The sequence below is a fragment of the Paracoccus onubensis genome (assembly GCF_003591515.1).
GTDB classification, from domain to species: domain Bacteria; phylum Pseudomonadota; class Alphaproteobacteria; order Rhodobacterales; family Rhodobacteraceae; genus Paracoccus; species Paracoccus onubensis.
In genome coordinates, this window is sequence record NZ_QZCG01000019.1 from 1 (window position 1) to 25723 (window position 25723).

Genomic DNA, 25723 nt, shown 5'->3' on the forward strand with positions numbered 1-25723 from the left:
GCTGACACCTATATCATCGCCCGAAAGCTAATAGGCCGATATGCAAAGATCCGTCGACTAAAAGCCAAACCGCCCGCATATCTCTTCAGTTAATAACCACAAATGTCAAAAAGCAAAGGAAACAAAACAACCGGAGCGCCAATCTCTTAGCGCTTTACCCAGCCGCCTGATCTCCTGAATTCGTCCTGGCAACCCAACCGCTCTGGGCGGGATCACCGTCCCGAACCGCGTCTCCGCCGTCCGGTGAAGGGGTATCTACGGAGACTCGCCGGGGGGCGCAAGAGGATATTTTCAAAAAATGTCACGATTCTTCCGATAAATTTTTAATATATTGATATTAATTGGTAATTTTTAATCCTTTTGCTCTACCTCGCCCCAATGGCCGCCGAATCGCAAGACGCGCGCCCAGCAACAGCAGAATCACCAGCAGCCAGAATCCCGGCGTGACCGGGAACACTTTCAGCGCCCATATCCAGTGCAGCGCAACAAGCGGGCCAGCAAGATAGACAAGCTTGTGCAGGTTCCGCCACGACTGCCCCCCCATTCTGCGAATCGAAAGATTGTTCGAGGTGACGGCAAGTGGAATCAGAATCAGCAACGACAGCATCCCGAAGATCAGATAGGGCCGCTTGACCACATCCTTCGCCATCTGGGACCAGAGGAATCCCATCTCCATGCTGATCCAGCTTGACACATGCAGGACAGCATAGGTGAAACACAGCAATCCGATGGCACGGCGGAACTTCATCAGGCTTATCCCCGTAATCCGCAGCAACGGCGTCACCGCCAGCCCGCCGATCAGGAAATAGAACGCCGTCTTCCCAAGCCGCCACTCGATATCCCGCACTGGATCGATTCCAAGATTCCCGGCAAAGGTATCAAAGATCAGCAAGGCCAGCGGCAACAGCCCGGCCAGCCATACCGCCCAGACAGGCAATCGGCGCAAAAGATCGTTGAATCGTCGTTTCATCAGTAGTTCTTCGCCAGATCCATCCCGGCATAAAGCGAGGCAACCTGTTCGCCATAGCCGTTGAACTTCAGCGTTTCCTGCCGCCCGCCGAACAGTCCGCCACCGATCCGACGCTCGGTCGCCTGGGACCAGCGGGGATGATCGACCTCGGGATTCACATTGGCGTAAAAGCCGTATTCCGAAGCCTGCATCTTCTGCCAGGTACAGACAGGCTGCTTGTCCGTCAGGGTGATCCTGACGATCGACTTGATCGATTTGAACCCGTATTTCCACGGCACGACCAGCCGGATCGGCGCGCCGTTCTGATTGGGCAGCGGATCGGAATACAGCCCCGTCGCAAGAATCGCCAACGGGTGCATCGCCTCATCCAGACGCAGCCCCTCGCGATAGGGCCAGTCCAGGATCGGATAGCTTTGACCCCGCATCTCTTCGGGGCGGTTCAGCGTCTCGAAAGCGACATACTTGGCCGAGGACTGAACACCGGCCTTGTTCAGAACCGACGACAGGGGCACACCGATCCACGGAATGACCATCGACCACGCCTCGACGCAGCGCAGACGGTAAATCCGCTCTTCCAGGGCATTATCCGGGGCGAGGTCTTCGACCCCGTAGCTGCCAGGACGTTCGGCCAGCCCGTCGATCTGCACCGACCAGGGATCGGTGGTCATGGCCGCCGCATATCTGACAGGATCCTCTTTCCCGGTGCCGAATTCGTAGAAATTGTTGTAATTGGTGATCTCTTCCAGACTGTTCGGTTTTTCGTCGGTCGAGAACGAAGACGGCTTACCCGTCAGGGCCACTGCCGGAGATGCGGCCAGCGCCGCGCCTGCCGCGATGAAATTGCGCCGGTTCAACCAATCGGCCTTGGGAGTAACGTCAGACCAGTTAAGTTTCATATCCACTCTCCGATATATCTTGCCCGCCGGGGCGGGCTGACCCATCATCGCACAGTCATGACGATGGAGGCCAAGATGCGTTTCACAATCGCTTTACTTTTCGGCTGCGCGGGGCTGGGCGTTACAGCCAGTGCCGATGACATTCCGGTGATCCCTCCCGTCACGCATCAGGTCGATGGTGAATTCGACGATATCGCCTTCAGCGTCGAGAATGCGATCATCAATGCAGGGCTGGTCATCGAAAACCGCAGCCATGTGGGCGATATGCTGGCCCGCACCAAGGAGGATGTCGGCGGATCCAAGGATATCTACACGAATGCCGAGATCTTCACCTTCTGCTCGGCCACGGTTTCGCGACAGATGATGGAGGCCGATCCGGCGAATATCCAGTTCTGCCCCTATTCCATCTTTCTGTACGAAACACCGGACGCACCGGGCAGGATCACCGTGGGCCATCCCTCCTATGGCGGCTCGGCGGCGCCCGCGCAGGAGATGCTGGACGGGATTCTTGCGGATGCATTGATGCTGGAATAGCTCCATGCTCAGGCTGCTGTTCCTTTTTCTGCTGTTGCCGGCGCAGGTCATGGCCGGTGAATGCGTCGTCCTGCTACACGGTCTCGCACGGACCGACGGGTCTCTGGCGGTGATGGAGCATGTGCTTGAACGTGAATCCTATCAGGTCGTCAGCAAGTCATATCCGTCCACCGACAAACCGATAGAGGATCTGCTTGCCTATGTCGGCGACGCGGTTGCCGAATGCGACAGCACACCGATCAACTTCGTCACCCATTCCATGGGCGGGATATTGCTGCGGGGATGGCTGCGCGATCATCGGCCCGCCGATCTGGGCAGAACCGTCATGCTGGCTCCGCCCAACCGGGGGTCCGAGGTCACCGATACTTTCGGCGATCTTGCGATCTACGAATATCTGAACGGCCCCGCAGGTCAGCAACTTGGCACAGAGCCGGACAGCGTGCCGAACCGCCTGCCTGCCGCTGGTTTCGAACTGGGCATCATCGCCGGAGACAGGACGCTGAATCCGATCCTGTCGACCAGCTTCAACGGCCCGAATGACGGCAAGGTGTCTGTCGAAAGCACGAAGCTGAACGGGATGAGCGATCATATCACTCTGCATGCCACCCACACATTCATGATGAACAATCCGGTTGTGATCGCGCAGACGCTGCTTTTCCTGCGCAACGGACAATTCGACCACGATCTGACGACCGCGGAAGCCGTCAGAATGGTTTTCGGCAAATGATCCGTGCCGGGGCAGGTTTCTGAAATTGCCAATCCGCTCCACCAGAGCATTTCCGGATGGCATATCTTCGGTATCCAGTGGTAAATGGGAGGCTGATAACCGTGTAAACCGCCATTCGCCGATCAGACCCGGCGTTTTGTCGTCGCCTGAAAAATCCGCGATGGATATTCAACACGACCAAAATGAGAGTTCTGTAATGAGAAAACAATTTTCAGTCACAATCGTCATGCTGCAACTGCTCGGTGCCTGCGCCGCTCCGCTCGGCGTGACCGGCAAAGCGAAAGGCCCCTCTGATGACGAGGGCCTGCCCCAAACCGTAATTCAATTGGCGGCGCCGAACCAGAACGTGTATTCCGCGCGCCTGCAACCGGACGGACGCTATTGGTACGAGTATCATGGGCCGGTGGAAACGACATTGCTGCCGCTTCTGACCGTCGATGGAAAGCGCATCTGCGGCGAGGCCGGAGCAGGAGAGACAACGCCGGGCTATGCGACATAGGCGCGGCGGATTTCATTCCTTCGGACAATAGCTGCCCTGCTCGCAAGATAGCCGAATTCCCGATGCCAAAGCGAATTCGGCAGGTTTCGTCGGAAACCTGCCGGGTCGCCTGGAATGTCAGCTGACGGCGCCGAGCGACTCCTCGGCCGGGTAGAGAACCGCCGTCGCCTCCAGTTCGACCTGATCGTAAAGCTCATTGATATGCGGCATGACCATGCGCACGCAGCCCGAACTGGCCCGCGTACCGATAGAGCGCGGATATGGCGTGCCATGTATCCGAAGATAGGTATCGCGATCACCGACATAGAGATACAGGGCGCGTGACCCAAGCGCATTCAATGGCCCCGGCTCCATTCCGTCCGCGAATTCCGCATAAATCTCCGGCTCGCGCTCGATCATGCTTTGCGTCGGCGTCCAGTGCGGCCACCGGACCTTGCGCCGGATCGTGTAGGTTCCCGGCTCGTACAGACCGCCCCTGCCGATGGCCACGCCGTAACGCATGGCCAGACCATTATCCTTGATATGATAAAGGTACCGGGCCACCGCATCCACATGGATATCGCCGGGCACCAGCCCGTCATTCGCTTCCACCAGAACCGGAAGAAACCGCTGATTGAGATCCCAGGGATTCGAGGTCCTCAGGTCGAAGAATGGCGGCGTTACCTCTGCGTCCCAAGCCGCCTTTTGTGCCTCATCTGGCCATTCACTCGCGTACAAAGGGGCGGAAACAGGCGCCGAAAAAAGCGCCGCCGCGGTTACAATAAAATGGCGTCGTGCCAGCATGAACGATCCTTTCTTACCCCGGGAATTGTCAGCTTCGGTAAATTCCCAAGCATGGGTTTCGTGGCGCTTTCACCATATCATGCTGCAAATTCATGGCATTAAAACTAAATGTGAGACCGGGCAGCGTCAGGCCCGCCTCATCTGGATCGCCCCGGCGCAAACAGCATCCGCGTCCCTAACCGGCCCCGGTGATCTCTTCCAGAAACGCCGCACCGAAGCGTTCCAGCCTTGCGTCGTCCAGATGACGGCCAAGCGCGGCCGGATCGGTCGGTTGCTGCTCGGCGATCCTGCGAATCTGCGCGGTCGAGCATGACAAGGGCTTCGCTGTCCCGTCCTCTCCGCGCATCAGCCGGTTCTGCGCCTCCAGCAGACGGTCGAACAATGCGCCGGCAGGCCGCCCCGCCAAAGCGCGGCGATGGGGATGTATCCGGGGCTGATCTCCGGCGATCACCGACAAGAATTCGCGCCCGTAACTTTCCAGCTTCCTGGCGCCCACCCCGTTCACCTGCGCCATCTCATCCAGATTGCCGGGGCGGCGCTCGGCCATCTCGATCAGGGTGCGGTCGGGGAAAATGACATAGGCGGGCACCCGCGCCGCCTCTGCCAATGCCCGCCGCCTGGCCTTGAGGGCGGACAAAAGCGGTTCATCCTCTTCCGCAACCTGGGTGCGGATGACATTGGCGGATTTGGCCCGCAGCGTCGTGTCATGGCGCAATGTCACGCCTGTTTCGCCACGCAACACCGGATGGGCGGCATCGGTCAGATGCAGCGCGCCGTGACGTGCAGGATCGGGCCGGCAGAGATCCAGCCCCATCATCTGCCGGAAAATCGCCTGCCACTGCCCCCGGCTGTGATCGCGGCCAACGCCGAAAGTCGGCAGTTGGTCATGGCCCCGGGCGCGGATCTTGTCGGTCGTGTTGCCGGTCAGGATATCGATCAGATGCCCGGCCCCGAACCATTCGCCGGTCCGCACGATCGCCGACAGGGCCTTGCGCACCGATTGCGTGCCGTCGAACAGTTTCGGCGGGTTCTCGCACAGGTCACAATTGCCGCAATCCCCGGTTTCCTCACCGAAATAGGTCAGCAGACGTTTCCGACGGCACCCCGTCGCCTCGGCCAGTCCCAGCAGGGCATTCAGCCGCGTATGATCCGCGCCCTTGCGCGCCGCCTCGGCCAGCCCTTCATCCACCTGCATGCGGCGGAACCGGATGTCGTCAGGGCCGTATAGCGTCAGTGTCTCCGCCGGATCGCCATCGCGGCCCGCCCGCCCGATCTCCTGATAATAGGACTCGATGCTTTTCGGCAGATCGGCATGCAGAACCCAGCGGATATCCGGCTTGTCGATTCCCATGCCAAAGGCCACCGTCGCGACCACGATCAGGCCGTCCTCGCGTTGAAACCGCCCCTCGACCTCACGCCGCGCCTCCGCCTCCATCCCGCCATGATAGGCCACGGCGCTGTGACCGGCTTCGGCAAGGGCAGCGGCAAGCGTCTCGGTCCGCGCGCGGCTGGCGCAATAGACGATACCCGATTGCCCGCGCCGGGCGGCAACGAAGGCCAGAACCTGCTTGCGTGGGCTGTCCTTGGGCTGAAACGCCAGCCGGATATTGGGGCGGTCGAAACCGCGCAGAAAGGTGACGGGCTGCCTTCCATCGAACAGACGGCTGACGATCTCGGCCCGGGTCTCGGCATCGGCGGTCGCGGTAAATGCGCCCAGCGGCACGTCAAGGCTGCGCTTCAACTCTCCGATGCGCAGGTAATCGGGGCGGAAATCATGACCCCACTGGCTGACGCAATGCGCCTCATCCACGGCAATCGCGGTCACGCCCGCGCGGCGCAGCAGATTCACCGTCCCGCCAGAGGCCAGCCGCTCGGGCGCCATATAAAGGATTTTCAGCCCGCCCTGCGCCAATGCCTCGAATACCGCATCGGTTTCGTCCTGTGTATTCCCGCTGGTCAGCGCCCCCGCCGCCACCCCGGCCTCGCGCAGCGCCCGCACCTGATCCCGCATCAGGGCAATCAGCGGTGAAATCACCACCGTCACGCCGCCGCGCATCACGGCAGGCAGTTGATAGCACAGGGATTTGCCGCCCCCCGTGGGCATGATCGCCAGCACATCCCGGCCATCGGAAACCGCCTCGACAATCTCTTGCTGGCCGGGGCGGAAGCCGTCAAAGCCCCAGATTTGCCGTAAAAGCGCCGTTGGCATCACATGCCGTAGAAGAAGCCCGCATTATTCGCCAGGGCCTGCTGAAGAATGAGGATGATGACGAACACCACCAGAGGCGCAAGATCCAGCCCCCCGGTATTTGGCAACATATTCCGGATCGGGCGATAGATCGGCTCAAGCAGCCGGGACAACCCGTCCCAGATCGATGCGACCAGCGGCTGCCGCAGATTCAGCACCTGAAAATTGATCAGCCACGACATGATGATATGGACGATCATGATGAACCACAGCAGATTAAGGATCGTCATCAAGGCGTAATGCAGCGTTCCCATCATTTCCTCTTCGTAGCGATTGCGTCCTGTATGACCTTGCGAATCGCCGTATGCAACCCGAATGCCGCAGCGTTCACCTTGACGTCCGCGTGACTTCCGGCCACCCCTGTTCCGAACCGGAAAAAGGACGGCCAATGTATCCGTGGATCAGATTTGCCAAGGAAATGTTGAAATTTCGTAACCAGCCGCTTCTCAGTCCGACTGACGCGCATGTTTCGACCCATATCTGCTGGCCCTGGGATCTCGATCCATGGATCGAGTTGAACAATGGCCGGACGCTGACGCTTTACGATCTGGGCCGGATTCCGATGGCGATGCGCTGCGGGTTGATAAAATTGCTGAAAGAGAAGCACTGGGGAATCACGATCGCGGGAAACTCGACCCGCTACCGCCGCCGCGTCCGCGTGTTCGACCGTTTCACCATGGTGTCGCGCATGATCGGCTGGGATCATCGGTTCATCTATATGGACCAGACCATCTGGCGCGGCGGCCATTGCTGCAATCAGGTGCTGATCCGCTCGGCGGTCACCTCTGCTGATGGCATGGTGCCGCCGGCCAAGGTCATGGAAGCACTTGGCCATGAAGCCGAAAGCCCGCCGCTGCCCGAATGGGTCGCAGCATGGATTCAGGCGGACGCGGCCCGTCCCTGGCCCCCGGAGCTTCCAGCAGAGGTAAAACAACCCTTGCCAGCCTGACCCGGCTCGGGCCTTATATGCGCGAACCGGATGAAGGATATGACATGAGCCGCAAGCGCATCTGGGGCTGGTGGTTTTTCGACTGGGCAAGCCAGCCCTATCATACGCTGCTGGTCACCTTCATCTTCTCGATCTATTTCGCCGAGGTCGCCAAGACGCATTTCATCCGGCTCGGGGACGATGCAGCGATTGCGGGCGCGAATGCGCAGGCGCTCTGGGGCTACGGCCTCGCGGCGGCAGGTGCTGTCATCGCGGTATTCGCGCCGGTCCTTGGCGCGGTCGCGGATACATCCGGCAGGAAAATGCCATGGATCTGGCTGTTCTCGGCCTTCTATGTCACCGGAGCTGCCGGGCTGTGGTATCTGACGCCTCAGCACCCGCCGCTGCTTCAGGCGGTGGCGCTGTTCAGCATCGGCATGATCGGGCTTGAATTTGCCACCATCTTCACCAACGCCATGCTGCCCGGCCTTGCCCCGCGCGATGAAATCGGCAGGCTGTCCGGCACTGGCTTTGCTTTCGGTTATCTCGGCGGCGTAGTCGCGCTGGCCCTGATGCTGGCGCTGTTCGCCGAAACGCCCAGCGGCAAGACGCTGGCCGGACTGGAACCGCTCTTCGGTCTTGATCCAGCGCAGCGCGAAGGCACGCGCTTTGTCGGACCGTTCACCGCGATCTGGTTCATCCTGTTCATGATGCCGTTCTTCCTGTGGGTCAGGGAACCGCGCGGCCCCCGTCGCCCGGTCAGGATCGGCGCAGCCTTGCGGGATCTGTGGGCCCTGATCCGCAGCCTGCGCCACCGGCGCAGCCTTGCAAGCTGGCTGGCCTCGTCGATGCTGTCGCGGGACGCCCTGAACGCTCTATACGGGTTCGGAGGCATCTACGCAGGCACGGTCCTGGGCTGGCCGGTCTTTCTGGCGGGCATTTTCGGCGTGGTCAGCGCGATATCCGCCGCCATCATCAGTTGGCTGGGCGGCATGGCCGACAGCCGCTTTGGTCCGAAACCGGTCATCATCGCCTGTACATTGGTGCTGATCGCGGTTTGCGTCACCATTGTCGGGATGGACCGCGAAACGCTGTTGGGCATATCCCTGCCGACAACGCCGGTCCTTGGCAGCCTGTATCCGCCGGACCTGATCTTCTTTGCCTGCGGCGCTCTGATCGGCGGGGCCGGAGGCGCATTGCAGGCCGCCAGCCGCACGATGATGGTCCGCCACACCACGCCCGAACGCGCGACCGAGGGTTTCGGGCTTTATGCCCTGTCCGGCAAGGCCACCGCGTTCCTTGCCCCGTTCCTGATCGCATTGGTGACCGACATGTCCGGAAATCAGCGTATCGGCATCTCTCCCGTGATCTTGATATTTCTTCTGGCGCTTGTTCTGCTACTCTGGGTCAAACCGGAAGGAGAGGGACAGCAGTGATCCGCAAAATCATCACCACGGCAGCCCTGATTGTCGGGCTTGCCTTGCCCGCCATGGCCGATCCGCTGGCCAAGGATGTGTTCGGCCAGTTCCGAAGCGCATCGCAAGGCGCGGCGGTCTCGATCGGCTATTATTCCCAGGGCTGCGGCCAGGGTTTTCAGCAATTGCCCGAAACCGGGCCAAGCTGGCAGGCCATGCGCCTGTCACGCAACCGCAACTGGGGCCACCCCGAGCTGGTCAGCTTTCTGGTCGGGCTGTCGCAGGCGGCGCAACAGGCCGGTTGGCGCGGGCTGTATATCGGCGATATGAGTCAGCCGCGCGGCGGGCCAATGGTGTCCGGCCATGCCAGCCACCAGATGGGCCTTGATGCCGATATCTGGATGTTGCCGCCCCAATCGCTGAGCCTGACACCCTCGCAACGGGAAAGCATCTCTTCGGTTTCCGTGGTTGCAGGCGGCGGCACGCAATTGTCGCAATACTGGAACCCCGGCCATATGGCGATCATGCGCGCGGCGGCACGTGATCCCCGTGTCGAACGGATTTTCACCGATCCCGTCGCCAAGGTCGCGATGTGTCAGATGGAGACCGGCAACCGCAGCTGGCTGCGCAAGGTCCGTCCGCTGAACGGTCACGATTATCACTTCCATGTCCGGCTGACCTGCCCCAAGGGCTCGATCTGCCGCACTCAGGATCCGCCGCCTTCGGGCGATGGCTGCGAAGAAGCTCGGGAATGGATCAGGAACCGGATTGATCCAAGCAGGGTGAAACCCGTTCCTCCCGATCCGAACTATCGCCATCCCCGCAGCTACAGGATGAGCGAGATGCCCAGCCAATGCCAGACTGTCGCCGCCGCACCCTGATCGCGGCTCTTACCATGGCATTCATCACGGCCGGCGGTTCCGCGTCGGCCGTGACTCTGGACTATATCGGCACATATGTCTGGGATGACAACGATCCCCGCTTCGGAGGATTTTCCGGAATCGAAATCACCGAGGACGGCCGTCGTTTCCATGTTCTCTCGGACCGTACAAACCTGTTCTGGGGCAATATCGAGCGTGACGTCGCGGGCCGGATCAGGCATATGAGCATCTCGGGACGCGCGCATCTGAAAGGCAGCGACGGCGAGCCCCTCGCCGGTGGCTATCTGGGTGACAGCGAAGGGCTGGCCATCGACGACGAGGGGCAGATATGGGTCAGCTTCGAGGGGCTGAACCGTGTGGTTCTGCATACCAATCCCGACGCCCCCGGACAGCCTCTTCCCCGCCCGCCGGCAATGCCCGAAGGTAATTCCAACGCGGGCCTCGAATCCCTTGCAATCGACGCGGACGGTGCATTGTTCACCATACCCGAAAGATCGACCGGACCGGATCGGCCATTCCCGGTCCTGCGTTTCAAGGACGGAGAATGGGATCAGCCCTTCACCATCCGGCGCGAAGGACGCTGGCTGCCGGTCGGATCGGATTTCGGACCGGATGGCTGGTTCTATCTGCTGGAACGCAGCTTTCAGGGGGTGCTTGGTTTCTCTTCCCGCGTCAGCCGTTTCCGCTTTGACGATACGGGCGTCACGGAAGAGCAGAGGCTGTTGGAAACCAGCGCCTTGCAATATGACAATCTCGAAGGTCTGTCGGTCTGGCATGACGGTCAGGGGATCCGGCTGACGATGATCTCGGACGACAATTTCCTGTTCGTCCAGCGCACCGAACTGGTCGAGTACCGGCTGCGGGAATGATCCTTTTCCGTTGACAGCGGCACGGACCAGGCGTATGCGCCCTCTGCCCTGTCACCGGGCCGAGTTGTTCCGCTACCTTGTAAAACGGAAATTCATAATGAACCGCTTTCTGCCCGGCATCCTTGCCATGGCCGCCATCGTCGTGGCCTCGAATATCCTCGTGCAGTTTCCGATCGGAAACTGGCTGACATGGGGCGCGCTTTCCTATCCTTTCGCCTTTTTGGTGACCGATGTGATGAATCGGGTCTATGGCGCCGCCGCCGCGAGGCGCGTCGTTCTGGCCGGTTTTGCGGTCGGTGTGATCTGTTCCCTGATCGCCGCCGGGCTGGACAAGACGACACTGCGCATCGCCATCGGATCGGGCTCGGCCTTTCTTTGCGCGCAAATGCTGGATGTCGCGGTATTCGATGCGCTGCGCAACCGCCGCTGGTGGGTGGCCCCGCTTGGCTCCACCCTCGTCGGATCGGCGGTCGATACCTCGCTGTTCTTCTTCATCGCCTTCGCAGCCACCCTGCCCGCCGATGGCAATACCGGCTGGGCGAACGAAATGGTGCCGCTGCTTGGCACCGGGGCGGTCTTGCCGCTTTGGGTTTCGCTGGGAATGGCAGACTGGCTGATGAAAATCGGGCTGGCAATACTTGCCCTAGTACCGTTCCGTATCATCATCCGCAATTTCTTGCGTGTTTACCAAGAAAACTGATTGACAGATTCGATATCTGTGGCACCCTTCTAAGTAACGGCAACTTATTGAAAGGAGGTGGTCCAGTGTCGAGAGTGATATTGGAGAACGGTGGCGGAACAGTCAGGGGGGCCGTGGCCTAAAGGCAATCCTTCGGGTCGTAAACCCTGATTGGGACCGGGCGGATTTCCATCCCTAACCGGACCATCTCCGTGGAACTCGCGGGCCGTCTGATCTGGGCGGCCCGTTCCATTTTTCCGGATTTATACCGGCGGCGATCTCATACGCGTTCGGCCATCCCCACAGCGACGGCTTGCGGCAATATCCAGACACCGCCCGGCGGCGTATGATTCACCCGCAACCGGCAGCCGTAAGCGGTTGAAAGCAGGTTATCCGTCAGCACTTCGGCGGGCGGGCCCTCGGCCAAAGAGCGGCCATCCCGCATCAGCAGGACATGATCGGCAAACATCGCGGTCAGGTTCAGATCGTGCATCACCGCAACGACTCCACCGCCCTGCCGGGCGTAATCCGCAGCAAGTTCCATGACGCTGATCTGATGGGCGATATCCAGACTGCTGACGGGTTCATCCAGAAACAGCCAGCATGGGCCGCCGCGCCCGACCGGGTGCCAGACCTGCACCAGAACCCGGGCAAGCTGTACTCGTTGTTGCTCTCCGCCCGACAATTCCTGATAAAGCCGCCCTCCGTAACCCGGCAGGCCGACCTTCGCCAATGCCGCCTCGATCAGCCGGTCACGCCCGGAATCCACCTGCGCGGTCAGCCCGATGCGAATGATTTCCGCCGCGGTAAAGGGAAAGCTCAGCACCGTATGCTGTGGCAGGACCGCCCGGGTCGTGGCCAGCACCTCTGGCCGCAATCCGGCGATATCACGGCCATTCAGGGTAATGCTGCCGGAATCGGGCAGATATTCCCGCGTCAACGCCCGCAGTAACGAGGTCTTGCCCGAACCGTTCGGCCCGATGATCGCCGTCAGCCTGCCCGCCTGCGCGGTCAGGTCAAGCCCGTGCAGGATCTGGCTGCGGCCCAGTTTCAGCCGAATATCCCGCGCGATCAGGCTCATGCGTCCAGAACCCGGCGGTTGGACAGCAGCACCCAGAGGAAGAACGGACCGCCAATCAAGGCGGTGATGATCCCGATAGGCAGTTCGGCAGGCGCAACGATGGTCCGGCTGACCATATCCGCCGCCAGCAGCGTCGATGCGCCCAGAAGCGCGCTGTTGACCAGCAGCCATCGATGATCCGGCCCCGAGATCAGGCGCAGCAGATGCGGCACGACGATGCCCACGAAACCGATCGCCCCGGCAATCGCAACCGATGCGCCGGTCGCGGCGGCGGTGATCAGGATGGCGGCGGTCTTGACCCGCTGCACATGCAATCCGACATGCGCCGCTGCCGCCTCGCCCAGCGCAAGCCCGTTCAGCCCTCTTGCCAGAAGCGGCGACAATGCCAGGGCAAGCGCGATGACAGGCCCGGCGACGGCGATCTTGGTCCAGCTTGCCCCGGCAAGCGAGCCAAGGCTCCAGAATGTAAGGTCGCGCAGTTGCTGATCGTCGGCGCGATAGATGATCAGCCCGCTGAGGGCGGCGATCATTGCCGACATGGCAATCCCGGCAAGAAGCATCGTCGCGACCGAAGTGCGCCCCTGCCGGGTTGCGATACCGTAAAGCGTGAACATCGCCACCCAGCTTCCGGCGAAGGCGGCGATGGGCACAAGATGCCAGCCGGTCAGGACGGCAATGGCCGGCGGCAGAGCGCCGCCCAGCACGATGGCCGATATCGCGCCAAGCGACGCGCCGGCACTGACCCCCAGCAATCCCGGATCGGCCAGCGGGTTGCGGAACAGCCCCTGCATCATCGCCCCGGACACCGCCAAGGCCGCGCCCACCAGCAAACCGGTCAACAGTCGCGGCAGGCGAATGCTGTACATGATGATCCGGTCAACCTGTGCCGGTTCGCGCCCGGCCAGCCAGTCCAGCAACATCTGCGTGGCCGAAACGCCAGACGCGCCATGCCCCAGCGACAATAACGACATGACGACCAGCAACAGGAACAGCAGGGCTGCAAGACGCCGCCCGATATGGCTGCGATCACCGGCCAGCCTGACCCGTGTCGCCTCAAGCATGGCCATCACCCGTCTCCGTAGATCGCTTCATGCAGATCCAGTGCGGCATCTACGGCGCGTGGGCCGAAACCAAGAAGATACAATCCGTTCATGCGGATAACCGCGCCATTCCTGACCGCCGGAGTCTCGGCAAGCGCAGGCAATGATTGAAGCGTCTCTGCTGCGGCGCCATGCCCGTCCTCGCCATCGCCGCGATCCATCATCAGGATCACATCCGGCGCGGCGGCGGTGATCGCCTCGTCCGACAGGGGTTTATAGCCTTCGAAACCCTGCATCGCATTGCGCGCTCCGGCAAGCTCCATGATCGCCTCGGCCTCGGTTCCCTGACCCGAGGCCATGACCCGTCCGCCCTGCAGGGACAGAATGAACAGTACCGATCTGGTCTCGGACAGATCCTGCGTCTTCTCGGCCAGCCTGCTGAAATCGGCCTGCAATTCTTCAACCGGTCCCGCTGCGGCGTCCGGCACGCCCAATGCCTCGGCCACGGCCTCGATCTTCGCTGTCAGCCCTTCGGCGTCGGTGCCCGATGGAATGGTCACAAAGGGCACCTCGGCCTCTTTCAGCAAGTCGATCGTCTCGGGCGGACCCGCGCCTTCCTCGGACAGGATCAGATCGGGGCCGGCCGAAAGCACACCTTCGGGTGACAAGGCCCGCATGTAACCGACATCCGGCAATTCCTGCGCCTCGGCGGGATAGGTCGAGGTCGAATCCCGCGCGATCAGCCGGTCCTGCTGGCCCAGAGCATAAACGATCTCGGTCACCGATCCGCCGATGGCCAGCACTTTCCCCGCATCGGGATAGGATTCCGCCGCAACCGCGGCAGAAAGCCCGGCCCAGACGACACTCGCCGCGATCAGCCCTCTCATGCGTCATCCCCGGCAGGCAAAGCTTCGACCAGCCGTTTCCAGCCCTCGGCATCGCCACCCTTTTCCGGGCGCATTCCGAAACATTGGAAGATCAGATCGCCGTTTTCGTCGAATGCCTCAACCGAGATCGCAGGGCCGCGTTTCGTCGGCTTATCCACAAGCCAGACCTCGGCCACATGATCGCCGCGCAAATGCAGGTTGAACCGCGCATCCATCACATTGAGCCACGGTCCCATCGGCTTCAGGTTCTGAAACGGGCCCGAATGGATTTCGATGCAGCCCGCATTGCCGACGAAGAACATGACCTGCTGCCCCTCTGCCTGAACCCGCTCCAACAGCGTGGGGACGGCATCGATGGCAAGCTGCCGCGCAAGCGGAGCGCCGGCGACGCGATAAGCGCCAAGCCGATTCATCTTCAGGCGGCGCGTCAATGTGTTGAATTGATGGGTGTCGGTCATTCGCACCCATTCGCTGCGCAATGTTTCGGCCTTGTCTTCCGCGATCCGGGCGCCTTCGGGCGCGGCGCGGCCGGCGAATTCCGAAAGTGTCGTCTGATCCGGCAGCGCAAGCTCGCGCTTCAACGCCTCCCATGCCGCCTGATCAGAGGTGTCGCGCAGATGAACCTTGTGGATCGCATCGCCCGCCGCGTCGAAAACCTGAACGGAACGGCGCGTGCCCTCGGCGATTACCGTCTCGACGACATAGGCATGGACCCAATGCCGGGGGAACATGCGCATGTCGATCTCGGGATCCACGGTCATCGCCGCATGATCGCCGTCATGAAAATCATTATAGGTGCCGATCTTCTCGATCACGCAGGAACGGTTGCGCGTCAGGGCCATGACCTCGCCCAGACGCTGCACCGCCGGGATCAGCCTTGACAGCGCCGGATCGATCCGGATCACGCCAAACCCAAGATCGGCCTCAACCAAGGCAGCCTCGGGCAGGCCAAGCTCTTGTGCAAGGTCATAGGGGCGCGATTTGGTCTCGCGCTTCAATTCCCGTAGCCGGGCGGGGGTCAGATCATTCATTTGTGCCTCTTGTGCAGCAGGTCCGGTCGGGTCACACAACGGCCACTCATTATACTTGACTTCTTTAGTCGGAAAATTTAGCGGAAGCAAGACGCCAGCACCCGCCAGCCCGATAACGAACGCTTGCGAGGGAACTGGCCATGCCAAGACATATCACCGCTGTTGCTCTGCTGCTTGGAACGACTTCTATCGCCCTTGGGCAGGACGCCGGTGAAGGACTGACGCTGGACCCGATCATCCTTCGCGCCGGCACCGAAAAAGTCGCCTCATCCGTGCCGCAATCGGTCAGCGTCATCGAGGCCGAGGAGCTAAACGAGATCGCGGCCGGAAATATCGGCGATGTGCTTGCGCAGGTGCCCGGCGTTGCGGGGGTCGGATCTTCCAGCTTCTTCGGTCAGGGTTTCAACATCCGGGGCTTCGGATCTGATGAGGCGGCGGCGGGCGAAGCCGGGATCATCCAGCTTATCGATGGCGAAAAGAAATATTACCAAAGCTATCGTCAGGGCTCATTTTTCGCGGAACCGGAATTCATCGGCAGGGTCGAAGTTCTGCGCGGTCCCAGCGCGGCCACGCTTTACGGTGTCGGCGCTTTAGGCGGTGTCATCGCCGTGGAAACGATCGATGCCAGCGATATCATCCCGGAAGGCCAGAACAGCGGCGGCCGGGTCAAGCTGGGCTATTCGTCCAATCCCGATTCCGTTGTGGGCAGCGTCATGTGGGGCTGGCGGCCCGCGCAGGATTTCGAAGCCCTCGCCGCCTTCGCCTATCGCACGATCGGGGAAACCGAGGATGCGGATGGCAACCGGCTGGTGCGGTCGAACTCGGACACGCCAAATATGCTCCTGAAAGCCCGCAAGACATTCGGAGATCAGTATATCGAGGCATCCTATCTGCATCTGGAGGCCGAGGGCGATGATCAGGATTTCAACCAGCTTGAGGGCTCACAGGTCGGACTGTTTCCCGGCTTCCCCGGCTGGGGCGTGGGCGATATCCTGACCCGCGACCAGACAGCAAGGCTGGAATGGGGCTGGAACCCCCAGGACAACCGGCTGATCGACGCCACGGTGACATTGTCATACACCAACACCATCAAGGACGTTCAACAAGGTGACAAGCCGGACGAGCCGATCATCGACAGCCTGCTGGGCCGGCGCGATTATGCCCTGGCCAAGCTGAAGGCGCAGAATGTCATGGATCTGTCGGGCGCCGGCTACAGCCATTACCTGACCATCGGCGCCGAGACTTACAAGCAAGACCGTTCAAGTTCCGGCTATTCGGCATCTCATCCCGAGGGTTATACCCGCTCGCAATCGGTATTCGCGTGGTCCGAACTTGAATGGAACCGGCTCACGATCAATACCGGCCTGAGATACGAGCGGCAGAAGACCGAGCCGAAAGACAGCGCCATGCTTGAAGACAAACTGGGCGACGGCAAGCTGAACGCGGAGGCGCTGGAACCGCAAATCGGCCTCATGTACCGGTTGACCGACAATTGGTCCGTTTTCGGATCTGCCGCGCTGGTGAACAGGGTTCCGACCGTGGACGAGCTTTACGACAGCCATATGGGCGGAGCGCCCTCGCCCAATCTCAAGGAAGAGAAGGGCAAGAATATCGAGATCGGGGTCAGTTACCGCGCAGGCGACCTGTTCGCGGCGGGTGACGAGGCGGCGATGAAACTGACCCTGTTCCGCAACCATATCGACGACATGATCGTGCGCACCGGCCTGCCCGCGCCGACACCGGCCTATGAAAATATCGATCGCGCCTATCTTCGCGGCGGCGAACTCGAGGCAAGCTATCGCTCGGGGCCATGGAACATTGGCGCGGCGATATCCGTCGTCAACGGCCGGAATCAGGATGGTGAAGACCTGAACACCCTTCCCAACAACCGACTGGTGCTGTCCGCCTCATGGCAGGCGACATCAAGCTGGAAATTCGGGATGCGCAGCACCCTTGCCGCCTCGCGCGACAAACCGGTGAGCGCGACCAATCCCGCAGGCGAGGATCGCGCAGGTTTCGGCACACATGACATTTATGCGATCTGGACTCCCGATCAGGGCGCCTTGCAAGGGGTAGAGGTCAATTTCGGCATCGATAACGTGACCAACAAGGATTACACGCCCGCAACCTATCTTCTGGGACCGGCGGCCGGGCGGAATTTCAAGATCTCGCTCAGCAGGACATTCTGATCCCTGTCCCCGGAGGCGCGACCCGTCGCCGGCAGGTCTCTCGAACCAGCGGCGCGACCCGTCAGCGCCCCCCCAAAAGGTATTTGGACAAAGAAGAAGGGTGCCGGGCAGGACGGGTGAGGCGCGGATATTCCGGCAATGAGAGACCGGTGGCTGACGGGGGCGGGCCTTATCTTTCCGTAAGCTTCAACTCGATCCGGCGGTTCCGGGCGCGGCTTTCGGCAGTATCCGCCCCGTCTACCGGTCTTGTATCGGCAAAGCCCGCCGCCGCCAGCCGATCGGCCGGGAAGCCCAGTTCGTCAATCATATAGCGCACCACGGCCAGCGCCCGCGCCTGACTGAGCTCCCAATTATCCCGATAGCGGCCGCTTCCGGACAGGGGCGTGTTGTCGGTATGACCATCGACACGGATCATCCAGTCGATCTCGTTCGGGATTTCATCCGCGATGTCGGACAGCATCCGCGCCACCCCGGCCACCTGTTCATGACCGGATGAGGAAAGGCTGGCCTCACCGGGCGGGAACAGCACTTCGGACTGAAATACGAACCGGTCCCCGACGACCTGCACCCCTTCGCGCCCGGACAAGATCTGCGACATCCGGCCGAAGAATTCCGAACGGTAACGGGCAAGATCGCGCGCTTCCTCTTCGGCCAGTTCGCGGGCTTCTTCTTCCAGTTGCAGGCGGCGTTCCTTTTCTTCGGTTGCGCGCAGCAGGGCGGCATTGAGCTGTTGTCCCAGATCCTCAACCCGCAACTCGGCCTGTTCCTGTTCATCCCCGGCGGTATCCAGCAATGCCTGCAATGAGGACAGTTCCGCCGTCAGGGACGCAACCTGTTCGTTCAGCAGGGCCAGTCGGCGCTGATCTTCGGTCGAGATTTTCTCCTGTTTGGCCAGTTCGGCGCGGGCAGTCTCCAGCAAGGCCGCTTGCCGATCGGCCTCGGTCGTAGCCTCCCCGGCATTCCCGGACAGGCGATCGCGGGCAGATTCCGCGGCGGCCAGAAGTGTCAGCGTCTCTTCGGCCTGCTTGCGGCTTTCCTCAAGCGAAAGGGTCATCGCGGTCAGTTCGGCATCCGATTTTTCCAACCGTTCACGCAGGGCCTTCGCCGCCTCGGCCTCGGCAAGACGGGCGGTTTCAGCCTTGGTCAGCCGGGTTTCGGTGGCCGCCAGATCCTCGCGCAATTGCGCCGTCTCTCCGCCGGTTTCGGCATTCCGGCGGCGAAGATCGGCCACCAAAGCCTCAAGCGCCTCGCGCCGGGCAGCGGCCAGCCGGGCGGTTTCGGCATTGGCGTCGGTTTCCTCGCGCGCGGCGGCAACCGCCAGTTCCGCCGCCGAGGCACGCTCTTGTTCCTGATCCAACCGGTCCTGCAGCGCTTTTTGCGCGGCAGCGGATTCCGCGAAATCCTTGTGGCGCGCGGCAATCAGCGTCGCCACCTCGGCCTCGAAATCCGTCAGCCGGGATTTGGCGTCCTGCAATTCGGTTCTGCTGCTGTCCAGCTGGTTGCTGAGCCGGGTGATATGCGCCGCGCGGTCGCGGGCCTGCGCCTCGGCCTGCGCAAGCTGTTCCTCAAGGCCCGCACGCGCGTCATTCTGCTCGGCAAGCCGTTCCTCGAGTTCCGCCCCCTGCTCTTCGGAGACGCTCAGCGCCTGACCCAATGCGGATACCTGCTGGCCAAGCTGGTTCAGCCGCTGCTCCTGCCGGGAAATCTGCTCTTCCTGCCGGGTGATCGTGCTGCCCTGATCGGTGATCTGTTCGCGCAGCACCGACTGGACGATGACGAATATCGTCAGAACGAACATCAGCACCAGAAGAAGCGCGGTCATCGCATCCACGAAACCGGGCCAGATCGTGGCGGAAAAGCGATTGGTCGAGGCGCGATTCAGCGCCATTTCATTCCTCCTGCCGGCGTTGCGACAGGGGCGGAATGGTCAGTTGATCGTCGCGGAACGGATCCGAGAACCGCGCCGCCCGGACTGCCCGTGTCAGCACCAGAAGATCAAGCCGCAATTCCGACACCATCTCGTCGCGGTCTTCGCTGAGATGCCGGGCAAAACGTTCGAGCGCGACGTCAAGTGTCCTGGCATCCACGCCCGAACCCTGCCCCTGCCCCTGCCCCTGCAATGCCGCGGCAAGCCGGTCCTGACCATCGGCCATCCGGCCCACCGCCGCCGTCAATTCGGCTGCTTGCCGGCTGGCCTCTTCGCGTTCTGCCCCCGACTGCTTGACCAATGCATCCACGGTTTCGACCAGTGCCAGAACCCGCTCATCCGCCATCGCCGCCGCTTCGTCACGGATCACGTCGCGCTCGGCATGGAACTGCTGAAGCCAGTCGATCTGCACGGCGATCTGATCCATCAACCCGCTGCCCGCGCCTGCTCCGCCCTCTTCGCCATCGCCGGAAATGCTGATGCGGGTGAAGCCCGACATCCATTCCTCCAGCTCGCGGTAAAAGCGGTTCTGGCCATGGGTGGCGAACAGTTCCAGAAGGCCGACCACCAGCGATCCCGCCAGCCCCAGCAGCGAGGATGAAAACGCCGTCGCCATGCCGCCAAGCTGGGCTTCAAGCCCGCTCATCAGCTTGTCGAACATCTGGGCGCCTGTCTCGCCATCCTGCGGAGCGAGGGCGCGGATCGTTTCGATCACCGCCGGAACGGTCGTCGCCAGCCCGTAGAAGGTTCCAAGCAGGCCAAGGAATATCAGAAGATTGGCAAGATATTTGGTGATATCGCGAAGTTCTTCGATCCGGGTGGCGACGGATTCAAGGATCGACCGCGCCGATCCCGTCGATATCACCCCCCCTGCAGGACCCCGCGCGCCCAGCAGCGCAGCCAGCGGCGCCAGCAGGCGCGGCGGCTGATCGCCATCTTCCACACCACGCGCCGCAAGACCCTTTTCCACCGCATTGCTGCGATGCCCGGCGAAACGTTCGATCCAGTGGACGGAGCGCATAAGTTGCTGAACCTGCCAGAAACAGGCCAGAACCCCCAGCGCGAAGACAAACAGGATCAACCCGTTCAGCCAGCGATTGGCCATGAAGATCGGCAGGATGCGCCCATAGGTGAACCAGCCCCCGACCAGCACCAGAACCAGCAGCGTCAGCATCATCAGGATCTGCCGGACAGGCTGCGAGAAATGCGGATGCGTGGTGGGCATACGCCTTGCAGGGGCAGCAAGTTTCTGCCTGGGCCTGTCGCTGGTCTGGCCGGTGTTCGGATCGCTCAAGGGCTCACCTTCCTGATCGAAGCAGGGTCATTCGCGCGAAGTGTAGGATGCTGCGATTGACTTGCCAAGCACTCGCAACGCCGACCGATGCTTAAGCCTGATCCGTCATCAGACGGCGCACATCCTCGGAAAGCTGCTCGAGCATCTCGTCATTCATGCCGATTTCCGCAAGGTGGCGCACGGTGTTGAACAGGTAATCCGCATTCGGGCCGCGTCCGCCATGTGCCCGCGCGATGATATCCGCCTGCTCATTCGTGCAAAGGCCCCCGGCATATTGCCAGTGATCGCGCCGCATCACATAGGCGATCGCATGAATTTCGCGCCCATCCTCCAGATGCAGCGGGACGATCATTTCCCGGTAGGCGCTGCTTGCGAGTTCGCGGGCACGCAGATATTCCATCACCCCGGAATGTTCGTCTTCGGCGATACGCAATGCCAGACCCCGGCATTCCGCCCCGGGCTCTTCATCAAGACCCAATACGAGACCCGGTGCCTCATGGGTGCCGCGAAACGTGATCGAGCGCAGGCAGAAGCTGCGTGAATAGCCGCTAAGCCGCGCCTTGACCGTCTCGACCGGATTAAAGCCTGGATCCCACATCAGGGAGCCATAGCCGAAGACCCAGAAAACCTTTTCCATCGCCGAAATGCCTTTCATCCGATGAAAAACTAGGTGACGCATGACGGGATTGAAAGCCCCCGGAAAGATTTTACGTCAATTTGAAACACGGTCAGTTCGGCAAGCTCCCGGCACGAAACCAGGGCCCCGCCCGTAAGCCGCCCGGCCGCCAACCGGGCATCACGCAGCGCCGATTTGCAGATTTCACGCAACAGGCCGGATCCTGATGCATGTCGCGCCCGCCAGATTCCGCTTCCTCTGCTTCTTCTTTGTCCAAATACCTCGGGGGTCCGGGGGCTGGCCCCCGGCCATCGCGGGACGCAATTCACCGGCATTTCCGGTTCAACGCGACATGCCCTAGATATCCTGGCCTTTCGCATCGGGGCTGCGTCCGAAATCCGGAGCTTCGGTGTCCTGCCCGGCTTCGATGATCCCGCGGCGGATCGCGCGCGTGCGGGTGAAATAATCGTAAAGCTGCGGCCCGTCGCCCATGCGGATCGCTCTTTGCAGCATGAACAGCTCCTCGGTGAAACGGCCAAGGATATCCAGCGTCGCCTCTTTGTTATGCAGGAAGACGTCGCGCCACATGGTCGGGTCGCTGGCCGCAATGCGGGTGAAATCACGGAAACCGGCGGCGGAATACTGGATCACCTCTTCATCCGCCACCCGGCTGAGATGATCGGCCACGCCGACCATCGTATAGGCGATGAGATGCGGCGCATGGCTGGTCACGGCCAGCACCAGATCATGATGGGCGGGCTCCATCCGGTCCATCTTGGCGCCCATTGCGGTGATCAAGCGGCCCAGCCGGTCAACCGCGCCCGCGTCGCTGTCCGGCAGCGGAGTCAGCAGCCACCAGCGATTGCGGAACAGGCTGGCAAAGCCGGAACGCGGGCCGGAATGCTCGGTCCCGGCCAAGGGGTGACCGGGCACGAAATGCACACCTGCGGGAATATGCGGCTGAACCGCCGCGATCACCGCCTGCTTGACCGAGCCGACATCGGTCACCGTCGCGCCAGCCGCCAGATGCGGGGCGATCTCGGCGGCAACCGTGCCCATGACCCCCACCGGCACGGCCAGAACGACCAGATCGGCGCCGGCAACAGCTTCGGCCGCGCTGTCGCAAACCATATCGCAAAGCCCGATTTCACGCGCGGTTTCCCGCGTCGCCGCGCTGCGCGCATAGCCGGTGATTTCCCGCGCAAGCCCGGCTTCGCGCATGGCATGCGCCATCGAGCCCGCGATCAGGCCAAGTCCGATCAGGGCGACACGGTCATAGATCACGCTCATTCCACAGCCCTTCTGCCCGCCATGAAGCGGCTGAGACAGCCGACAACCCGGCGGCATCCCGCCTCATCGCCCACGGTGATCCGCAACGCTTCCGGCAAGCCATAACCGCCTACGCGCCGTACGATGATCCCATCTTCGCGCAAGGCGGCGTCGGCGGCGTCGGCCTCTTCCGGGCTGACGAAGCGGGCCAAGAGGAAATTGGCGAAGCTCTCGTCGCAGCCGATGCCCATCTGCACGAACGCATTGCGCGTCCAGTCGCGCCAGCGGGCATTTTCCGCGGCACAATGGGCGGTGAAATTCGTGTCGCGGACCGCGGCCGCCGCGGCGGCAAGCTGAGCCGAGGACAGGTTGAAGGGTTGCCGCAGACGGTTCAGCACGTCGATCATCTCTCGCTGCGCATAGCCCCAGCCGATCCGCAGCCCGCCAAGCCCGTGGATCTTCGAGAAGGTCCGCGTCATGATCACATTGGAATAACGTTCGACCAGCGACAGCCCACCGTCAAAGCCATCCGTGAATTCAGTATAGGCCCCGTCATGGACCAGCAGGACATGATCCGGCAAACCGCTGGCCAGCCGGTCAAGTTCTTCTTCGTCCAGCATGGTTCCCGTCGGGTTCCCCGGATTGGCGAGAAAGACGATCCGCGTCTGTTCCGTCACCGCCGACAGGATGGCATCGACATCTACCCGCCGCTCGGCCTCGGGCACCGTGACCGGCTTTGCGCCCACCATGCGGGCCAGAATCGGATACATCGAGAAGCCATGCTCGGTCGTGATGATTTCATCGCCCTGCCCCGCATAGGCATGGGTCACGAATTGCAGCACCTCGTCCGAACCTGCCCCGCAGATGATCCGGGACGCATCCAGCCCATGCACTTCGGCAATGGCGTCGCGCAATCCGGCGTGGTCGGTCGACGGATAACGGTTCAGCTCTGCCGCTGCCTGCGCGAAAGCCGCCTTCGCCGCCTCGCTGCATCCAAGCGGGTTTTCATTGGAGGACAGTTTCAGCACATCTTCATGCCCCTGCAACCGGCTTTCGCCGCTGACATAAAGCGCGATATCCATGATGCCGGGTTTCGGGGTAATCCGATTCATCGCCGACCCTCCTTTTGCGGGCCCGGTTTAGTCGCCGCATCAACGCTTTGAAAGCCTGAATTGGCGGATAACGGCAATCCATGGCGCTGCGTCGCATGCCCCGCCGGAAGAGGGCCGGATTTGTCACGACATATTTAGTCTGAATTTATGCCGATTGCGCATTATAGTTGCGCAACGCCTTCATAGGATCTAGCAATGCTGCAATGCCGCGAAAGGAAGATTCGATGAAAGACATGCGCGACCTGACCGCAACCGTCCTGTCCGAGATCAGGGATCTGCAAAAACGGGGGACCGATGCCTTGCGGGCCGTAGTTGCCCCGGAAGGCAAGGTGGATGCCGCATTGCTTGAACAGCATCAGCATGCCACTCATGCACTTTCGTGGCTGACCACCTATGTCGAGGCATTGGCCCAGCTTGGCGCCTGGTCGGATCGTGTCTCGGGCGAGATGGAAGAGCTGATCCTGAAGATCGGATTTGGCGAATATCTCACCCAGATCGCTGGCGGGATCCCGATGAGCCAGAACGAATTCGCGCGTCTTTCGGATCTTGGCATCGACTGGACTCCGTCCGAAACCGCGCGTGAGCTGATGGCAGGCAATACGCCCGATGTGCGGGCAAGGCTGGCCCGGCTCATGGCGGACAATCCGGGCAGCGCAAGTTTCGGCGCGACCGGGCTGGACGAGGATCTTGAGATGATCCGCGATCAGTTCCGCCGCTGGTCCGATGACAAGGTGGTGCCGCATGCGCATGAATGGCACCTGAAAGACGATTTCATCCCGATGCAGATCATCGAGGAACTGGCGGAACTGGGCGTTTTCGGCCTGACCATCCCCGAAAATCTTGGTGGTCTCGGCATGTCCAAGGCCGCCATGGTCGTGGTCAGTGAGGAACTCTCGCGCGGGTATATCGGTGTGGGCAGCCTTGGCACCCGCAGCGAAATCGCCGCCGAACTGATTCTGGGCGGCGGCACGGACGAGCAGAAAGAGCATTGGCTGCCTCGTCTGGCAAGCGGCGAAATCCTGCCGACCGCCGTATTTACCGAGCCGAATACCGGCAGCGATCTGGGCAGCCTGCGCACCCGCGCCGTGAAGGATGGCGACAGTTGGAAGATCACCGGCAACAAGACCTGGATCACCCATGCCGCCCGCACCCATATCATGACGCTGTTGGCCCGGACCGAGCCGGAAACGAGTGATTATCGCGGATTGTCGATGTTCATCGCCGAGAAAACCCCGGGTGACGATGAAAACCCCTTCCCGACGCCCGGCATGACCGGTGGCGAGATCGAGGTTCTGGGTTATCGCGGCATGAAGGAATACGAGATCGGCTTTGACGGATTCGAGGTCAGAGGCGAAAATCTTCTTGGCGGGGTCGCCGGTCAGGGTTTCAAGCAGCTTATGCAAACCTTTGAATCAGCGCGGATTCAAACGGCGGCCCGCGCCATTGGCGTTGCGCAGAACGCGCTGGAGCTTGGCCTGCAATATGCCCTTGACCGCAAACAGTTCGGCAAGGCCCTGATCGAATTTCCGCGCGTCAGCGATAAACTCGCGATGATGGCAGTCGAAATCATGATCGCCCGCCAGCTTACCTATTTCAGCGCGTGGGAAAAAGATCACGGTCACCGCTGTGATCTTGAAGCCGGGATGGCCAAGCTTCTGGGCGCGCGCGTGGCATGGGCGGCAGCGGATAACGCGCTGCAAATCCACGGCGGCAACGGTTTCGCGCTTGAATATCAGATCAGCCGGGTGCTTTGCGACGCCCGGATTCTCAATATTTTCGAGGGTGCGGCCGAAATTCAGGCGCAAGTGATCGCGCGGCGTCTTTTAGGGTAACGCGAATTTCGCTAGA

General features: G+C 61.5%; 24 protein-coding genes. 10 read left to right on the forward strand and 14 right to left on the reverse strand.

Annotated elements, in window-relative coordinates; translation table 11 throughout:
• Positions 1-337: 337 nt before the first annotated feature.
• The gene (locus D3P04_RS21160) at positions 338-970 is read right to left on the reverse strand and encodes a protein-methionine-sulfoxide reductase heme-binding subunit MsrQ (RefSeq protein ID WP_119751869.1); all 633 of its coding nucleotides are present in this window, start codon (positions 968-970) and stop codon (positions 338-340) included.
• Positions 970-1866, reverse strand: a complete 897-nt coding sequence (gene msrP, locus D3P04_RS21165; RefSeq protein ID WP_119751931.1) for a protein-methionine-sulfoxide reductase catalytic subunit MsrP — start codon at positions 1864-1866, stop codon at positions 970-972. Before msrP ends, D3P04_RS21160 begins: the two co-directional genes overlap by 1 nt.
• A 75-nt stretch (positions 1867-1941) precedes the next feature.
• Here msrP and D3P04_RS21170 point away from each other — a divergent pair, with 75 nt between their 5' ends.
• The 3 genes from D3P04_RS21170 (at position 1942) to D3P04_RS21180 (ending at position 3626) form a co-directional block, all read left to right on the forward strand.
• Entirely contained in the window at positions 1942-2400 is a 459-nt protein-coding gene (locus tag D3P04_RS21170) for a DUF302 domain-containing protein (protein WP_119751932.1), read from the forward strand.
• Between the two features lie 4 nt (positions 2401-2404).
• The gene (locus D3P04_RS21175; RefSeq protein ID WP_119751870.1) at positions 2405-3127 is read left to right on the forward strand and encodes an esterase/lipase family protein; all 723 of its coding nucleotides are present in this window, start codon (positions 2405-2407) and stop codon (positions 3125-3127) included.
• A gap of 196 nt (positions 3128-3323) precedes the next feature.
• Positions 3324-3626, forward strand: coding sequence for a hypothetical protein (locus D3P04_RS21180; RefSeq protein ID WP_119751871.1), 303 nt, complete (start codon positions 3324-3326; stop codon positions 3624-3626).
• A 117-nt stretch (positions 3627-3743) separates the two neighbouring features.
• Here D3P04_RS21180 and D3P04_RS21185 read toward each other — a convergent pair whose 3' ends face one another.
• The 3 genes from D3P04_RS21185 to D3P04_RS21195 form a co-directional block, all read right to left on the reverse strand.
• Positions 3744-4409 carry a L,D-transpeptidase gene (locus tag D3P04_RS21185; RefSeq protein ID WP_119751872.1) on the reverse strand — a complete coding sequence of 222 codons (666 nt, stop codon included), beginning with the start codon at positions 4407-4409 and terminating at the stop codon, positions 3744-3746.
• Positions 4410-4584: 175 nt separating this feature from the next.
• A complete protein-coding gene (gene recQ / locus D3P04_RS21190; protein ID WP_119751873.1) occupies positions 4585-6618 on the reverse strand; it encodes a DNA helicase RecQ in 2034 nt (677 codons plus the stop codon).
• Positions 6618-6911 (reverse strand): YggT family protein, encoded by a 294-nt coding sequence (locus tag D3P04_RS21195; RefSeq protein ID WP_119751933.1) that lies wholly within the window; start codon positions 6909-6911, stop codon positions 6618-6620. Before D3P04_RS21195 ends, recQ begins: the two co-directional genes overlap by 1 nt.
• Positions 6912-7045: 134 nt before the next feature.
• Between D3P04_RS21195 and D3P04_RS21200 the strand changes: the two genes are divergently transcribed.
• From D3P04_RS21200 to D3P04_RS21220, 5 genes are all read left to right on the forward strand, one after another.
• Positions 7046-7606 carry a thioesterase family protein gene (locus D3P04_RS21200; protein ID WP_119751874.1) on the forward strand — a complete coding sequence of 187 codons (561 nt, stop codon included), beginning with the start codon at positions 7046-7048 and terminating at the stop codon, positions 7604-7606.
• A 44-nt stretch (positions 7607-7650) separates the two neighbouring features.
• Positions 7651-9021 (forward strand): MFS transporter, encoded by a 1371-nt coding sequence (locus D3P04_RS21205; protein ID WP_119751875.1) that lies wholly within the window; start codon positions 7651-7653, stop codon positions 9019-9021.
• The gene (gene mepA / locus D3P04_RS21210; protein WP_119751876.1) at positions 9018-9881 is read left to right on the forward strand and encodes a penicillin-insensitive murein endopeptidase; all 864 of its coding nucleotides are present in this window, start codon (positions 9018-9020) and stop codon (positions 9879-9881) included. Before D3P04_RS21205 ends, mepA begins: the two co-directional genes overlap by 4 nt.
• 14 nt (positions 9882-9895) lie before the next feature.
• Positions 9896-10750, forward strand: coding sequence for an esterase-like activity of phytase family protein (locus D3P04_RS21215; protein ID WP_232845115.1), 855 nt, complete (start codon positions 9896-9898; stop codon positions 10748-10750).
• A gap of 97 nt (positions 10751-10847) precedes the next feature.
• Positions 10848-11450, forward strand: a complete 603-nt coding sequence (locus D3P04_RS21220; protein WP_119751878.1) for a queuosine precursor transporter — start codon at positions 10848-10850, stop codon at positions 11448-11450.
• A gap of 259 nt (positions 11451-11709) precedes the next feature.
• On the opposite strand, the gene D3P04_RS21225 is transcribed toward D3P04_RS21220, so the two are convergent.
• The 4 genes from D3P04_RS21225 to D3P04_RS21240 are packed head-to-tail and all read right to left on the reverse strand — an operon-like array spanning position 11710 to position 15468.
• Entirely contained in the window at positions 11710-12510 is an 801-nt protein-coding gene (locus tag D3P04_RS21225) for a heme ABC transporter ATP-binding protein (RefSeq protein WP_119751879.1), read from the reverse strand.
• Entirely contained in the window at positions 12507-13571 is a 1065-nt protein-coding gene (locus tag D3P04_RS21230; RefSeq protein ID WP_408634414.1) for a FecCD family ABC transporter permease, read from the reverse strand. The genes D3P04_RS21225 and D3P04_RS21230 overlap by 4 nt, the downstream gene beginning before the upstream one ends.
• Before the next feature lie 5 nt (positions 13572-13576).
• On the reverse strand, positions 13577-14437 hold the full coding sequence (locus D3P04_RS21235) for a heme/hemin ABC transporter substrate-binding protein (RefSeq protein ID WP_119751881.1): 861 nt from the start codon (positions 14435-14437) through the stop codon (positions 13577-13579).
• Positions 14434-15468 (reverse strand): hemin-degrading factor, encoded by a 1035-nt coding sequence (locus D3P04_RS21240; RefSeq protein WP_119751882.1) that lies wholly within the window; start codon positions 15466-15468, stop codon positions 14434-14436. The genes D3P04_RS21235 and D3P04_RS21240 overlap by 4 nt, the downstream gene beginning before the upstream one ends.
• Before the next feature lie 140 nt (positions 15469-15608).
• Between D3P04_RS21240 and D3P04_RS21245 the strand changes: the two genes are divergently transcribed.
• Complete coding sequence (locus D3P04_RS21245; protein WP_119751883.1) at positions 15609-17657, forward strand: TonB-dependent receptor domain-containing protein; 2049 nt, start codon at positions 15609-15611, stop codon at positions 17655-17657.
• A gap of 169 nt (positions 17658-17826) precedes the next feature.
• Here the strand turns inward: D3P04_RS21245 and D3P04_RS21250 are convergent, their stop codons facing one another.
• From D3P04_RS21250 to hisC, 5 genes are all read right to left on the reverse strand, one after another.
• Positions 17827-19545 (reverse strand): peptidoglycan -binding protein, encoded by a 1719-nt coding sequence (locus tag D3P04_RS21250; RefSeq protein ID WP_119751884.1) that lies wholly within the window; start codon positions 19543-19545, stop codon positions 17827-17829.
• A 1-nt stretch (position 19546) separates the two neighbouring features.
• On the reverse strand, positions 19547-20878 hold the full coding sequence (locus tag D3P04_RS21255; protein ID WP_232845116.1) for a biopolymer transporter ExbB: 1332 nt from the start codon (positions 20876-20878) through the stop codon (positions 19547-19549).
• 91 nt (positions 20879-20969) lie between these two features.
• A complete protein-coding gene (locus tag D3P04_RS21260; protein WP_119751885.1) occupies positions 20970-21515 on the reverse strand; it encodes a gamma-glutamylcyclotransferase in 546 nt (181 codons plus the stop codon).
• A gap of 336 nt (positions 21516-21851) precedes the next feature.
• The gene (locus D3P04_RS21265) at positions 21852-22784 is read right to left on the reverse strand and encodes a prephenate/arogenate dehydrogenase family protein (protein WP_119751886.1); all 933 of its coding nucleotides are present in this window, start codon (positions 22782-22784) and stop codon (positions 21852-21854) included.
• A complete protein-coding gene (gene hisC / locus D3P04_RS21270; RefSeq protein ID WP_119751887.1) occupies positions 22781-23875 on the reverse strand; it encodes a histidinol-phosphate transaminase in 1095 nt (364 codons plus the stop codon). Before hisC ends, D3P04_RS21265 begins: the two co-directional genes overlap by 4 nt.
• 224 nt (positions 23876-24099) lie before the next feature.
• Here hisC and D3P04_RS21275 point away from each other — a divergent pair, with 224 nt between their 5' ends.
• A complete protein-coding gene (locus D3P04_RS21275) occupies positions 24100-25707 on the forward strand; it encodes an acyl-CoA dehydrogenase family protein (RefSeq protein WP_408634413.1) in 1608 nt (535 codons plus the stop codon).
• Positions 25708-25723 lie beyond the last annotated feature (16 nt).

What these genes read in the sequence shown, in the direction of transcription:
- D3P04_RS21235 (WP_119751881.1), bottom strand. Translation starts at nt 14,437, where the DNA reads ATGAGAGGGCTGATCGCGGCGAGTGTCGTCTGGGCCGGGCTTTCTGCC.
- D3P04_RS21230 (WP_408634414.1), bottom strand. Translation starts at nt 13,571, where the DNA reads ATGCTTGAGGCGACACGGGTCAGGCTGGCCGGTGATCGCAGCCATATC.
- D3P04_RS21205 (WP_119751875.1), top strand. Translation starts at nt 7,651, where the DNA reads ATGAGCCGCAAGCGCATCTGGGGCTGGTGGTTTTTCGACTGGGCAAGC.
- D3P04_RS21185 (WP_119751872.1), bottom strand. Translation starts at nt 4,409, where the DNA reads ATGCTGGCACGACGCCATTTTATTGTAACCGCGGCGGCGCTTTTTTCG.
- D3P04_RS21265 (WP_119751886.1), bottom strand. Translation starts at nt 22,784, where the DNA reads ATGAGCGTGATCTATGACCGTGTCGCCCTGATCGGACTTGGCCTGATC.
- D3P04_RS21260 (WP_119751885.1), bottom strand. Translation starts at nt 21,515, where the DNA reads ATGGAAAAGGTTTTCTGGGTCTTCGGCTATGGCTCCCTGATGTGGGAT.
- D3P04_RS21215 (WP_232845115.1), top strand. Translation starts at nt 9,896, where the DNA reads ATGGCATTCATCACGGCCGGCGGTTCCGCGTCGGCCGTGACTCTGGAC.
- D3P04_RS21225 (WP_119751879.1), bottom strand. Translation starts at nt 12,510, where the DNA reads ATGAGCCTGATCGCGCGGGATATTCGGCTGAAACTGGGCCGCAGCCAG.
- D3P04_RS21275 (WP_408634413.1), top strand. Translation starts at nt 24,100, where the DNA reads ATGAAAGACATGCGCGACCTGACCGCAACCGTCCTGTCCGAGATCAGG.
- recQ (WP_119751873.1), bottom strand. Translation starts at nt 6,618, where the DNA reads ATGCCAACGGCGCTTTTACGGCAAATCTGGGGCTTTGACGGCTTCCGC.
- D3P04_RS21175 (WP_119751870.1), top strand. Translation starts at nt 2,405, where the DNA reads ATGCTCAGGCTGCTGTTCCTTTTTCTGCTGTTGCCGGCGCAGGTCATG.
- msrP (WP_119751931.1), bottom strand. Translation starts at nt 1,866, where the DNA reads ATGAAACTTAACTGGTCTGACGTTACTCCCAAGGCCGATTGGTTGAAC.
- D3P04_RS21195 (WP_119751933.1), bottom strand. Translation starts at nt 6,911, where the DNA reads ATGGGAACGCTGCATTACGCCTTGATGACGATCCTTAATCTGCTGTGG.
- D3P04_RS21220 (WP_119751878.1), top strand. Translation starts at nt 10,848, where the DNA reads ATGAACCGCTTTCTGCCCGGCATCCTTGCCATGGCCGCCATCGTCGTG.
- D3P04_RS21240 (WP_119751882.1), bottom strand. Translation starts at nt 15,468, where the DNA reads ATGAATGATCTGACCCCCGCCCGGCTACGGGAATTGAAGCGCGAGACC.
- D3P04_RS21180 (WP_119751871.1), top strand. Translation starts at nt 3,324, where the DNA reads ATGAGAAAACAATTTTCAGTCACAATCGTCATGCTGCAACTGCTCGGT.
- hisC (WP_119751887.1), bottom strand. Translation starts at nt 23,875, where the DNA reads ATGAATCGGATTACCCCGAAACCCGGCATCATGGATATCGCGCTTTAT.
- D3P04_RS21170 (WP_119751932.1), top strand. Translation starts at nt 1,942, where the DNA reads ATGCGTTTCACAATCGCTTTACTTTTCGGCTGCGCGGGGCTGGGCGTT.
- D3P04_RS21160 (WP_119751869.1), bottom strand. Translation starts at nt 970, where the DNA reads ATGAAACGACGATTCAACGATCTTTTGCGCCGATTGCCTGTCTGGGCG.
- D3P04_RS21245 (WP_119751883.1), top strand. Translation starts at nt 15,609, where the DNA reads ATGCCAAGACATATCACCGCTGTTGCTCTGCTGCTTGGAACGACTTCT.
- D3P04_RS21200 (WP_119751874.1), top strand. Translation starts at nt 7,046, where the DNA reads ATGTATCCGTGGATCAGATTTGCCAAGGAAATGTTGAAATTTCGTAAC.
- D3P04_RS21250 (WP_119751884.1), bottom strand. Translation starts at nt 19,545, where the DNA reads ATGGCGCTGAATCGCGCCTCGACCAATCGCTTTTCCGCCACGATCTGG.